Here is a 12,460-nt window from a genome sequence, read left to right on the forward strand (position 1 = left end):
TTCATTTTAATTTTACTATATTTAATTGATCATCATAAACCACAATAACTAATCATGAAACTATCTAAACTATTTATGCCTGCCCTTATAGCTGCAGTGCCTTTCCTTTACAGCTGCGAAGAAAAAACTGATGTAGTAGAGTCTGGCACATACCAGGGCACGCTGCACGAGGTAGAGCCTGAGAAAACAGAGATCTATGTAAAAACTGACGACGACAAACTGCTGGAGCTATATTTCACGGAGTCTACCACGCTTACTAAAAACGGCGAAACTGTAGCATTTGACCAGCTACAAGAAGGCGGCAAAGTAGAAGTTGAGGTTGAGAAAGTAGGCAATCGTCTGGACCCAGTGGCAGTTAGAATACTGGAATAACAAGCATGACTGAACCGACCTTTTGGCGCGCTGAGATCTGGCACCCGCTTACGCTGCACTTCCCGATAACGCTGTTGCTTGTAGCCACAGTGGTAATGGTGGTGGTGCTGTTTCTAAGCGGCGACAAGAAGATCTTCTGGCAAAAGGTCGGTTCTTATTCACTTTACGCTGGCTGCCTCGCTGCTTGGGTAGCCATCTATACCGGCGATATGGCTGATGGCATTGTTTCGCGTAAAATATGCGACCCCACCGTGCTGAAGAGCCATGAGAATGCCGCCTTTAACCTTGCCTATCTTTTCACGGCCGCAACGGCACTTACGCTTTCCCTGAACATCATTAACCTGTACCACAAAACCCTGCGCATTCTGGTAGTGCTGCTTATGATAGCCGGTACTTACTACCTGGTAGAAACCGGACATAAAGGGGCACAGGTAGTATATGAGCAAGGTGGCGGCGTAAACATGCCCGCTTCCGACTGCGCTGGTTACTAAACTTATCTTATTTCATTTTCCTTATGATGCTGCTTTTGCTCTGCTGCAAGTATAGCTGCGCAGCTGTAAATGCCTGTAAGTGCGCATAAGATTAAAATTCTTACCTTTGTAATCCAATTTATATTTATGGGCAGAATACTGGCAATTGATTACGGAACGAAGCGTGTGGGACTGGCTGCAACCGATGTGCTGCAGATAATCGCCAACCCTTTAGAAACCGTTCATGCCAAAGATGTGTTAGCCTACCTGAAGGACTATGTGCAGCGCGAGCCGGTAGAGGCATTTGTGCTGGGCATGCCCAAGCGCCTGTCCGGCGAAGACACAGACGCGACGCAGCATGTGGTGGGTTTCCACAGGCTGTTGCAGAAAACGTTTCCGGGTATACCGGTGCATTTAGTGGACGAACGCTTTACTTCTAAAATGGCCCAGCAGGCGATGCTGGCCGGGGGCATGAAGAAGAAAGATCGCCAGGACAAAGGCAACGTAGACCGCATAAGCGCGGCCATAATTTTACAATCGTATTTAGATAGCAGAACCATATGATTTACCCAATCACCGCTTACGGCGATCCAGTTTTAAAAGAAGAAGCACAAGACATTCCGCAGGACTATCCGAACCTGAAGGAACTGGTACAGGATATGTTTGACACCATGTACTATGCGCATGGAGTTGGCCTGGCGGCTCCGCAAATCAGCAAGAGCATCCGCCTTTTTGTAATTGACTCAGAGCCAATGATGGATGAGAAAGACGAAGGCAAAGGCGTAAAGAAAGCATTTATTAACCCGGAGATTATTGAGGAAAGTGGCGAAGAATGGGGCTTTGAAGAAGGCTGCTTAAGTATACCAGGTGTGCGCGAAGTGGTTTACCGCCCGGAGCGCCTGGTGATTCGTTACTTTGATGAAGAGTGGAACGAGCACGAAGACACCTATGATGGCATGACGGCACGCGTTATCCAGCACGAGTATGACCACATCGAGGGCATACTTTTCACAGACCACCTGAACGGCCTGAAGAAACGCCTTATTAAGAACAAGCTGGCAAAGATCTCGAAAGGTGAGGTAGATGCTGATTATAAAATGAAGTTTCCGGCACTGGCAAAGAAGCGCTAAGGCTATAAAGTATAAAAGCAAAACCGCCTGTTATATGAAAGTAGCAGGCGGTTTTGCTTTTATACTTCATCAGGCACCAATTATCCTACACACGATACTCACTTGCAGCACGCATTATTCTATCTTTTACGTACTTCATTACTTAGCATTTGTTTTATCAACAACCCAACCAATAATAGTTTGAAGCACCTCTGGAGATACCTCAAAAGATTTCAGGTTCTGGTAGTTCTTCGGGTTACCGTTCGGGTCATGTAAAAAGACGTGGTTGAAGTTATTAAACATCTTGAGAGTTACATCTTTGTTTCCAGCTTGTTTAAAAGCCTTTTCCAACTCTTTCGCATCCCCCGGCGGCACATTTTTATCTGTTGTACCCTGTAGAATCAGAACCGGGACTTGCTTTACCTGCTTCGCTGTTGCCAAAGGATCGTAAGTTAAAAAGTAGCGGAGCCAAGGGTTGTTCTCTGCTTCCTTAGTATACTCCTTCATAGCCTGCTGAAAAGCCTCCTCCTTCTTTTCCTGTGAAATCTCCTTCGACTGGTCCAGACTGTTTAACAACTGGTACTTCAGAATGTCTTTACCGGTACTGGCCGGCCCCGCCATAATTACAATTCCGTTTAGGGTGCTGTTTGTCTTGGCTATCATTGGTGCGATCATTCCACCCTCACTAAGTCCAACTAAAGCTACTCTGTTCTTGTCGATTGCCTTATGCTGCTTTACAAACGCGATACCCTCCCTTATGTCATCTGCTCTTTCAGGGGTAGTGGCGCTTTCAAAATTACCAGTAGATTTTCCCACGCCACGATCATCCATACGCAAAACGGCTACTCCATTTCGCCCCAACTCATCTGCAAGCTGGCGAAATATGCGATAATCTCCGCCAAAAGGAGTATTGTGGTCCCTGTCCTGCGGACTTGATCCAGTAATTGTCACTACTACAGGTACAGGCTTTACAGCATTTTTCGGTATCGTTAAAGTGCCTGCCAGCACATGGCCCGCTTTCGTTTGTATGCGTACATCCTCTGCTGTATATGGCGCACCAGGAGGCGCAGAATAATCCGGGGGATGTGTGGCAAAGGCTGCATCCGGTATTTTCTCCAGCCTTTTTATAGTTTGCCCATTAGAGGTTTTACCCGATAGTATTTTACCGTCTTCACTCACTTTTAAATGTATACTCACGTTCCCAAGCGTCAGATGGGCAGAGTCTTTATGTGAAAAATTGACGGGTACCTGTATTGTCTGGCCTTTGGAGCTAAGCAGAAAAACGGGTAACTCAACTTTGTTACCTCCCATTGTTCGAGCCCTTATCACGATTTGCTCCAGTAACGAGAGCATAGGCAAGTTAGGGTGATAAGTCATTGCACCAGTACTAGTCTTTATTGTATCTCGCTCAGTATTTTGCCCTTTTTTTGATATACTGTATATGCTGTCCCCCTTAAAAACTAATATTGCCTCCTGTTGAGGGGCAGCGCCTTCTGGCGCACCTCGCTGCAGCACTTCTATACTTATTCTCTCAATTGCTTTATTGTTTTTAATAGCTGCCTTATACACAAAAGGCACTTGGTTTCGTACCAGAACTCTCCCTTCCAACGTGTTACCCTTTCTAGTGTAACGCTCAATTGTTAACGTATCGCTGCCATTCTGTAGCAGAAACCCACCTTGAACAGGCTTAACTCCCTGAGACATTAGATATTGAGTTGGAAATATGAAAAGCGCTACCACTAACACCACAGCACTAATCAATTGTTGTTTATTTAGGATGGATTGCATGTTTCTGAATTATACAAGCAGAAACGGGAACTCTTTAATTTAGATACAGCCATGCTTCAACATTCTGACCTTTTCACCGTCAAGAAAACCATTTAGATAACCCAAACCATTTGCTAAAGTACCTTATGATATATAGGATGTAGGTGTTCTTGTAGATTAAAAGCAAAATGCTGTTGCCAATATTCCCATGTTTACACATTAAAAATACAGATAACTTATGTTTTAACGAATTGATGTGTAGCTTTACTAAAATTGGCTGATAATTAACTGCTTTAAACTGTCAAACTTATGGATGCTGTAAAGAGGAACAATGTTAAAGTTATCGGAAAGGGAGAAAAACCAATGCTGTTTGCGCACGGCTACGGCTGCGACCAAAATATGTGGCGATTCATCACACCTGCTTTCGAGGAAGACTACAAGATTGTTCTTTTTGACCACATTGGTTTTGGTAGCTCAGACATCTCCGAATATAACAAAGAGCGGTATGCCTCCTTACATGGGTACGCTGAAGACGTATTAAAAATCTGCCATGAACTGGAGCTGCAGGATGTAGTTTTTGTAGGCCACTCCGTTAGTGCTATGATTGGCGTTCTGGCGGCAACAAAGGAGCCGGAGCGCTTCTCAAAACTCATCCTGGTCAGTCCTTCTCCCAGCTTTATTAACGAAGGAGACTATATTGGCGGCTTTAACCGGGAGGATATTGAGGGCCTGCTTAGCTCTCTGGACAGTGATTACCTGGGCTGGTCAAACACAATTGCTCCTGTTATTATGGGTAATCCTGATAAGCCGGAGCTAGGCCAAGAACTGGCTCAAAGCTTCTGCAGCAGCAACGAAGAAGTAGCCCGTGACTTTGCCCATGTTACTTTCCTTTCGGATCATAAAAAGGATTTGGCTAAAGTTAAAGTACCCACCCTGATCTTGCAGTGCTCCGAAGATGCCATTGCACCCTTAACCGTTGGCGAGTATACAAGTAAAAGTATAGCCGGCAGCCAGCTTGTTGTGCTTGAAGCCACTGGCCATTGCCCAAACCTGAGTGCACCGGAGGAAACAATAGCAGCCATTAAAAGCTTTTTATAAAAGCCACCGTACAAATTAAAACAGCATCTAGATAAATCGATTAAGATGAATCGATCTATCTCGTTTATTTGACAATCCGCAATTGATAGATAATAAAAATAGCACCAAACTTAAGAAGGCAAATGGGGACGTTTTCTTCGAGGCTCGAAGAAGCCCCGACAGCAACTTTATAGTTGTCAACTGGATTGGCATACAATCTATGGAAACAGTTGTAATGGGAGGCAACCACATACTCGCTATGCTACGGGAGCAGCCTTGCCAAGGGCTGCTGAACAGCAACAGAGAGCTGATAGGCCCTTGGGACTCTGCTGTTAACTGGCTGGCTTATAAGTGGGCTCCTAGTGCAAAAATGCTGGGCCTGCGCTATTTTGCACACGTGGTCTCTCCGGGCATCTATGGGCAGCGGTCTTTTGAGGCCCTCTACCCTAAACTCAAAGATATACTAGAGGTTAAAGCATTTGACGACGACGAAGCCGCAGAAGCCTGGTTTAAGATAGGTCAGCTTGAGTCCTAACTCCATACTTGCCCCGGCCATGAGACTTTGCCACGCTAGCATCAACTAAACTAAACACCCTTCTCCCGCAGGTATACTTCCCGTAATTCTGATATCTTTATTTGTCTTTACCAGGCTTTTTATTCTTCTCCTGCTCTCCATTGCTTTCTTCCTGCGTAACCATAGGGCCTAACTTACGGCCGCCCAGCAGGTGCATGTGCAAATGAAACACCGACTGCCCCGCATCTTCATTCATGTTCATGGTTAGCCGGTAGCCTGTTTCGGCAATTCCTTTTTCCTTAGCCAGCTTTTTAGCTACCAGGAAGAGCTTGCCCAGCATCGCTGCGTCTTCTTCGGTTACATCGTTAATGGTAGGAATCTCTTTCTTAGGTACAATGAGCAAGTGCACCGGAGCCTGTAGCCTGTTTGGAACGAAGGCAATCACATCATCATCTTCATACACAATAGTGGCAGGAGCTTCTCTTTTTATAATCTTTGTGAAGATAGAGCCCTCCGCAATCTTTGCTGCTTTTTGTTTTTGGTATGCTTCGCTTTGGCTCCAGGCAGGGGCACTAAGCAGAAGCAGTAGAGTTAGGCTTAATAGTTTTTTCATAGTTTATGAGGAGCTTTTATATACTTTCTTAATCAGCAGTAGCAGTGTCTACATCAATCCTTTTAGATATTCAAATATCCACTTTTTAATAATAGCTGATTAAAGTCTCTGATATTTAGGAGCTCTTTTATGGCTTCCTTCTTATTTGCTGACTTTTGGTAATAGTTTTCACAAATCCTAAATCCTATAAAATAGCCTAGGTTTCCGGGGTAGCCCGTCTGGGAGTTATATCCGTTAAAAAGCCAGTTATCAGTATTTTCTCCCTGCATATCCTGCGAAAAGTGTTTCTTTAACGTTGTTTCGTTTTTAAAACCATACTTAAATACATCTGGATTTGTGTACCTGCCCGTAATCTGATATGTGATAAAGTCTGCGACACCTTCCATAATAGTAAGCTCCAGCAAACTCGATTCAGGCTTATTGCTCTGTTGAAAATGAACATACTCGTGCACGATCAGTGGTACGGCAAGGGTACTATCAAACAGCACCATCTTGTCGAAATCTGATAATTGGGTAGTGTCTGTGCCATAAGACCTGCACAAATGCTCTGTACCAATTAACAAACCTGCGTAACCATCAGCAGTACCTACATTATTCAGGTGCCCCATTATGAAGTAAATTGGGGGAAAGATGGACTCAGGGTACAGTTTTTCAAGCTTTTTAGCAGCAGCAACAAACTGCGGCTTCATACTGTCAAATTGTTTTGAAACATCCCTTATGCTGTTGTAAAAGCTAGGCGAGTTATTAACCTTCTTCACAAGGCCATCCAAACTATTATTCATTCGGATTTGATAGAACGTTTTCAAACCCACAGTGCCGTCTAAAATGTAATTGTTAAACAGACTGTCCTTAAATACCGGGTCTGTCCGCAATGCGTATGTATCCCAGAAATTGTTAATGTCGTGAGTATGGACTTTTATTGCAGATGGTTTGGCTAGCTTTTTCCTGTTTGTAAGAACGCCGGCTTTAATTTGCTGCATCTGACGGGGAGATAGCGTGTTAACAAACTGCTTATTTCTAGAAACAGCAGCAGTGTCAAACAGGCCGAACTTTACTGCGTTTTCTAAGGCCGTAAATGTACCTGAAGCATCATTGACAGACGCTTTGCTTCTAGCTTCCCGCAACCAAGATAGAGGTGTATTTAAAGGCGCAGTGTTTTGTGCACAGACGTGCAGCATACTACAAGCTAAAATGGCAAGTAAAAAAATCTTTTTCATAGTTAGGTTTTTCAGTTATGGTGCTTTTTTCTATAAACTGTAGCGCAGCTAAAGTCTAGGTCAGGTACAACTATAGGGAAAAGGCTGCGGCTAAATATAATAACAACAACTATTTGCTAAAATCAACAGATAATCACAAATTGACCAACTAATATACAATTTAGCAAGCAATATTACATATTTATACAATACCGCAATAAAGATCGACGCTAACGCTTCAAGCACTACTCCACCATACTAAACACCCTGCTCCACCTTACCTTATCCAACAAATCTCCATTAGGGTCTACAGACATCCATACAAACACGGCCTTGCCCACCACATGGTCCTCAGGCACGAATCCCCAATAGCGAGAGTCGAGGGAGTTGTGGCGGTTGTCTCCCATCATGAAGTAATAGTTTTGCTTAAAAGTGTAATGGCTCACCTGTTTGCCGTCGATGTACAGTTTACCGTCTCTTACCTCAGTGTTTTCGTTGTGCTCGTACTTCAGGATCACATGCTCGTAGAGCGGCAGCGTCTGCTCGTTAATATCTACCGTAGCGCCCTCTTTCGGGATGTACAGCGGACCTAAGTTATCTTTGTTCCACCCATACTTGCCTGGCACTTGCGGGAAAACTTCTGCTGTTCCCACGCCTGCACCTGCCTGTAGCAGCTTCACCTCCTTCATAATGTCCAGAGCCGCCAGCTGTGCGGCCTTACCCGGTGAAGTATGCACCTCGTAACCAGTTGGCGTGCGATAATAGTCAGTAATGTTATGGCTCCGGAAAAACTTCTCGTTCAACACCCTGTCTGTGCTGATGTGGTAAGAGAACTGTCGCTGCTCAGGGTTTTCTACAACTTTGCCGTTGATATACACCTGCCCACTTCGGATATTGATGTAGTCTCCGGCAATACCAATAGCCCGTTTTATATAGTATGTTTTGAGGTCGTCGGGGTGGCCGTCTTCTACCGGATAGTTAAACACCACGGCATCGTTACGTTTAACCTCTGAAAAACCTGGCAGGCGAAAAGATGGCAGTTGCAAGGCATCCAGGTAAGAAGGGATTTCGGTGCCCCAGATGGTTTGGTGCGTGAGCGGTACCTGTAGCGGCGTTCCCGGAGTTCGTGCGCCATAATGTAGCTTGCTTACAAACAGGTAATCGCCGACCAGCAACGACTTCTCCATAGAGGAAGTCGGAATGGCGTAGGCCTCAAAAGTTGCCCACCTTATTATACTTGCCGCCACTACGGCAAACATAACGGCATCGGCCCACTCCCGGGCTGCGCTTTTCTTTATAGGTGCTTCGGTTTTCTTCTTCCAGAATTTTAGTCTCATTATAGTATAGAGCTTATACTATATTATAACTGTTCCCGAAGACCTGGTAGTATAGTTTACTGAATGTTATTAACCAAAGTGCCTCACGACAGCAGCTACTTCCCTCGCTTTGCCGCTTTTTGCATCGCCAGTAACTGTCTATACTTCTCAGTATAAGTGGCCTCTGCTTTAAGCCTGTTGTTATACTCCTCCAGGTAAGTTTCTGCGGTGTAGCTCCCTGACATTGACGCTATCAGGAGCCGGATGCCTAACGCCATTTTCTCCTGCATGTCGGTTTCTGATCCGGAATCCTGCGCCTGCCACTCCATATTTTCATATTCGCGCAGCGTTTCCATGATCTGGTGCTGGCTATATTTTATACCTGAACTGAGTTTTACATCGCGCTTTAGCCTATTTCCTTTGTAGTAATAATACTCTGTAAGCCAGTGGCTATTTACCAACTCCCGGTTATCTCCCAAAGCCAGTAGTTCCACCTTATGTAGTTTTAAAGTATCCTGCTTAAACTCTATCTCGTAGCGCTCCGCAGCCTCCCAAAAATCGATAATGCGCCTATCGCCGCACTCCGACAGCACAAACTCCGAGAATACCTTTCTGCCTGCCTCCACGTCATAGTAGCCACAAATTAATAGCCTTCTGCCGTTCGTAAAATTGAAAGCGGTATCAGGTTCCAGCTTGGTGCCAAACTCAGATGCAGCGCACTTCTGGCATCCAACGTCAGACGCATTGTTACCTACAGTAGTTACTTCCTTTCTTGCAGCAACAGAGGCTTCCGGTACAGATATAAACTCCAGTGCCTGGCCAGCTAGCAGCAAGGTAAGCATTAGGTATAGTTCTTTCATTCAGCTAAACATTAGTGGGATTGCAAGCTGAGAAAACGAAAATATACAAAAATAGTTATAGTTTAATATAATATTTTCATAATATTTTGATTTTTTAATTAGCTAGCTAAAGTAGAAGGGAGTTACAAAGCCATATTGATGCGTTGTTACACTTCTATCCGTTCTTACTTAGTAGCACAAAATTGTGCCACATGTACTATACATAGTTAATGCCTAAGAAAGTATAAATGCTGTAGTAACTTATACCATTGCTACCTCACCTGCTCAAAAAACGTAAGCAGCAAGTATGGCCATCAGAACAAAGTATATATTTCTGACACTGTGTTTCCTCCTACCTCTGCAAGGATACAGCTGGGGTTTTTACGCGCACCAGCGGATAAACCGACTAGCTGTTTTCGCCTTGCCGCCTGAGATGGTTGGCTTCTACAAAAAACACATCCGCTACATCACCGAAAATGCCGTTAACCCTGATAAACGCCGCTATGCCGTAGCCAACGAAGCCCCTCGCCACTACATAGATCTGGATGTTTACGGCGACAGCGCTTTATATAAAATGCCACGCTTCTGGCAACAGGCCATCGACAAGTATACCGAAGATACCCTACAGGCGTACGGGATCGTGCCGTGGCATATCAACTTTATGAAGTACCAGCTAACCCAAGCTTTCAAAGAGCGGAACGTGGATAAGATATTGAGACTAAGTGCGGAGTTGGGCCACTATGTAGCCGATGCCTGTGTTCCGCTGCACACCACCCAAAACTACAACGGACAGCTAACAGGGCAACGCGGTATCCATGGTTTTTGGGAATCGCGGTTGCCAGAGCTGTTTTCAGATAACTATGATTTTTTTGTGGGGCAGGCGCAGTACATAGAGCAGCCACAGCTAAAAGCCTGGGATTTAGTTGCCAGTTCGCACCTTGCTCTGGACTCTGTTTTTAGTTTTGAGCGGCAGCTTACACAGGAGTTTGACGAAGAGAAGAAGTATAGCTTTGAGGTGCGCAACAACCTGACCACCCGCGTATACTCTCGCGCCTTTTCACAAGCCTACAGCAACAAACTTAATGGGCAGGTGGAGCGGCAGATGAGGCTGGCTATTAAAATGACGGCTAGTTACTGGTACACTGCCTGGGTAGATGCTGGTCAGCCGAACTTGGGTACACTTAAATCTAAACTATCACCGGAGGAGCTGCACCGCCTGGAAATGGAGAAGAAGGAATACGAAACCGGCAACCACAAACCACGCGAAGAGCACGACCACTAGCCTCTTAACCGCTGCACCAGCCGCATCCGCAGCTCCCGGATCCACTTTATACTTTTGGGCAACCTGTTATACTTTAGTACTGGTATAAGCATCGTTTGGGAGCCGAAACTACGGTAAAAGTGCACAATATCCGGCTCACGGTCGTCAGGGCTTTCAAAGTCAAGTATAAACTTCTGTGTAGCGTACTTTTGGATGATATGGTCAAGTATAAGGGTGCGGCCATTTTGCTTGCGGCCATGTGAAGGAGCAGCGTTAAAGATATACACGATCCGGTTTCGCCACACTGTAAACAAGCATCCGGCATTCTCTCTGCCTCCGGCATCTACAGTATAGTATAACTGCGCCAGCCCCCTCTCCTGCAACGCCTCGTAGAGCTGTCGCAGCAGCATATATGCCTTTTCTGATACGCCGCCATAAATTTTATCTGCAGTCTCATCCTTAAAAAACTGTATCAGTGGCTCTAGGTTATTGCTTTGATGTAGCAGCAACCCTGCATTTTGAGAACGTTTCAGGTTTAGCTTCCTGTCTCGTGTATAGTGCTGCTTTATTTCCTGGTAGGGCTTGTTCAAATCCAAGTATAAAGTATAAGTATATTCCTGCTCCAGCTGCGGCGGTAATTGGTTGTCAGTGTTGAACTGATAGCCTACCACATACCTAAAGCGCTGCTGCACCTCTGCCCAGAATTTTTGGTAAGTTGCTGCTACTATACTTTCTTTCAAACTATAAATTCCTAACTGCTGGCAAAAAAGAGGCTGCAGCACATAGCGTATGCCTAGCTTGGTACGCCATGGTATCGGCATTACTGTTTTATACTTTCCGGCTTTGTTCAGCTCTACCACAGCCTCCCAGTTGGGTGCTACCACATCCAAGTACCAGCTTAGCGCATACACTTGCCCCTGCTCCGATTTTTCAATCAAAACGTCCCATTGCGATTTATCAATCTTGTGATGCTGCAGGTATTGAATCATACAGGCAACTCCCCTTCCACTGGCTCTGTCTCATGCAGTTGCAACAGGTTAAATATTATCTCTCCGGTGTCATCTGCATCATAGGGTTTTTTAAACCTCACGTTCCAGAGTATCTCATCATACAGGTAAGAAAACCGCGAGTGAATATGATGCCCAAAAGCATCGTCATATCCTTTTATCAGCACCAGCACCTCTGCGCGCTGTTTCTCCAACTGCTTAGGCGTTAGACCATGAAGCGGACTATCTTTATCGATGTGGTGCACAATGGTCCAGTTTAGCGGGAAAAAATGTTTAGAAGACTGCTCCAGCTTAAGATTATAGTAATGTCGCACGTAGTTAACATCCTGCACCATCAATATAACTTTTGCCTCTAGCTCCATTAGCATATTGTTACGCTTGTTTGCAAGACGGAACTGTAATATTTTACCCTCTGTAGTAGGGGTGATAAGCGCATGGTTACTGTACAATATCCGTACATTAGGCTTGGCAAAGCGTCCGTATACCAACCCCGTAATAATAGCAAACCCTACCCAACCCAATAACGACTCCAGCGTTACTATCAGATTTACAGCCATTCCGTGCGGCGACAGTACGCCATAGCCAACCGTGGTAAAAGTCTGTACGCTGAAGAAAAAGGCATTCAGGAAGGGTGGAAGATTCGGGTCTACACCATGCAGGTTCTCGACACCGCAACCTACATACAGCAACGCAAACATAACATTGATCAGAAGATAAAAACTCAGTATGATGAGTAGGAGTTTTCCCACAGACACATTACTCAAATACTGATAAGCATCATACAGGCGTGGTTCACTGCCTCGTTTCACAATGTTAAACGTACCATCCTTATTTATCAGGCGTTTGGTCCGGCTATTATACTTTTCTCCAAGTCCGGGGTCTACTGTTTGCCTCCACATTTTCCTTATAGGCTTGTTTG

14 protein-coding genes are annotated in these 12,460 nt (G+C 45.0%); 7 read left to right on the top strand and 7 right to left on the bottom strand.

Features of this window, described 5'->3' with window-relative positions:
- Positions 1 to 54 precede the first annotated feature (54 nt).
- The 4 genes from H8S84_RS18860 (at position 55) to def (ending at position 1,972) form a co-directional block, all read left to right on the top strand.
- The gene (locus H8S84_RS18860; RefSeq protein ID WP_187068942.1) at positions 55 to 372 is read left to right on the top strand and encodes a hypothetical protein; all 318 of its coding nucleotides are present in this window, start codon (positions 55 to 57) and stop codon (positions 370 to 372) included.
- 5 nt (positions 373 to 377) lie between these two features.
- A complete protein-coding gene (locus H8S84_RS18865) occupies positions 378 to 863 on the top strand; it encodes a DUF2231 domain-containing protein (RefSeq protein WP_187068943.1) in 486 nt (161 codons plus the stop codon).
- A 126-nt stretch (positions 864 to 989) separates the two neighbouring features.
- The gene (gene ruvX, locus H8S84_RS18870; RefSeq protein WP_187068944.1) at positions 990 to 1,406 is read left to right on the top strand and encodes a Holliday junction resolvase RuvX; all 417 of its coding nucleotides are present in this window, start codon (positions 990 to 992) and stop codon (positions 1,404 to 1,406) included.
- Entirely contained in the window at positions 1,403 to 1,972 is a 570-nt protein-coding gene (gene def, locus H8S84_RS18875; RefSeq protein ID WP_187068945.1) for a peptide deformylase, read from the top strand. Before ruvX ends, def begins: the two co-directional genes overlap by 4 nt.
- 138 nt (positions 1,973 to 2,110) lie before the next feature.
- Here def and H8S84_RS18880 read toward each other — a convergent pair whose 3' ends face one another.
- Complete coding sequence (locus H8S84_RS18880; RefSeq protein WP_222621708.1) at positions 2,111 to 3,739, bottom strand: alpha/beta hydrolase family protein; 1,629 nt, start codon at positions 3,737 to 3,739, stop codon at positions 2,111 to 2,113.
- Between the two features lie 288 nt (positions 3,740 to 4,027).
- On the opposite strand from H8S84_RS18880, the gene H8S84_RS18885 reads away from it, so the two are divergent.
- Together H8S84_RS18885 and H8S84_RS18890 are read left to right on the top strand one after the other, a co-directional pair.
- Positions 4,028 to 4,816, top strand: coding sequence for an alpha/beta fold hydrolase (locus tag H8S84_RS18885; protein WP_187068947.1), 789 nt, complete (start codon positions 4,028 to 4,030; stop codon positions 4,814 to 4,816).
- Positions 4,817 to 5,015: 199 nt separating this feature from the next.
- Positions 5,016 to 5,330 (top strand): hypothetical protein, encoded by a 315-nt coding sequence (locus tag H8S84_RS18890; protein ID WP_187068948.1) that lies wholly within the window; start codon positions 5,016 to 5,018, stop codon positions 5,328 to 5,330.
- Between the two features lie 97 nt (positions 5,331 to 5,427).
- Here H8S84_RS18890 and H8S84_RS18895 read toward each other — a convergent pair whose 3' ends face one another.
- From H8S84_RS18895 to H8S84_RS18910, 4 genes are all read right to left on the bottom strand, one after another.
- On the bottom strand, positions 5,428 to 5,922 hold the full coding sequence (locus tag H8S84_RS18895; protein ID WP_222621709.1) for a histidine triad nucleotide-binding protein: 495 nt from the start codon (positions 5,920 to 5,922) through the stop codon (positions 5,428 to 5,430).
- A 62-nt stretch (positions 5,923 to 5,984) separates the two neighbouring features.
- The gene (locus tag H8S84_RS18900; RefSeq protein WP_187068949.1) at positions 5,985 to 7,139 is read right to left on the bottom strand and encodes a gliding motility protein GldB-related protein; all 1,155 of its coding nucleotides are present in this window, start codon (positions 7,137 to 7,139) and stop codon (positions 5,985 to 5,987) included.
- A 224-nt stretch (positions 7,140 to 7,363) separates the two neighbouring features.
- Positions 7,364 to 8,455 (bottom strand): signal peptidase I, encoded by a 1,092-nt coding sequence (gene lepB / locus H8S84_RS18905; protein WP_187068950.1) that lies wholly within the window; start codon positions 8,453 to 8,455, stop codon positions 7,364 to 7,366.
- 95 nt (positions 8,456 to 8,550) lie between these two features.
- Complete coding sequence (locus H8S84_RS18910) at positions 8,551 to 9,294, bottom strand: hypothetical protein (protein ID WP_187068951.1); 744 nt, start codon at positions 9,292 to 9,294, stop codon at positions 8,551 to 8,553.
- Between the two features lie 286 nt (positions 9,295 to 9,580).
- On the opposite strand from H8S84_RS18910, the gene H8S84_RS18915 reads away from it, so the two are divergent.
- Complete coding sequence (locus H8S84_RS18915; protein ID WP_187068952.1) at positions 9,581 to 10,555, top strand: zinc dependent phospholipase C family protein; 975 nt, start codon at positions 9,581 to 9,583, stop codon at positions 10,553 to 10,555.
- On the opposite strand, the gene H8S84_RS18920 is transcribed toward H8S84_RS18915, so the two are convergent.
- Both H8S84_RS18920 and H8S84_RS18925 read right to left on the bottom strand, forming a co-directional pair.
- Positions 10,552 to 11,523, bottom strand: coding sequence for a GNAT family N-acetyltransferase (locus H8S84_RS18920; protein ID WP_187068953.1), 972 nt, complete (start codon positions 11,521 to 11,523; stop codon positions 10,552 to 10,554). The two genes, H8S84_RS18915 and H8S84_RS18920, sit on opposite strands and share 4 nt — an antisense overlap.
- Positions 11,520 to 12,440 (bottom strand): ion channel, encoded by a 921-nt coding sequence (locus H8S84_RS18925; RefSeq protein WP_187068954.1) that lies wholly within the window; start codon positions 12,438 to 12,440, stop codon positions 11,520 to 11,522. The genes H8S84_RS18920 and H8S84_RS18925 overlap by 4 nt, the downstream gene beginning before the upstream one ends.
- Between the last annotated feature and the right edge of the window lie 20 nt (positions 12,441 to 12,460).

It is taken from the genome of Pontibacter cellulosilyticus (assembly GCF_014306105.1).
In the GTDB taxonomy this organism is placed as follows: Bacteria; Bacteroidota; Bacteroidia; order Cytophagales; family Hymenobacteraceae; genus Pontibacter; species Pontibacter cellulosilyticus.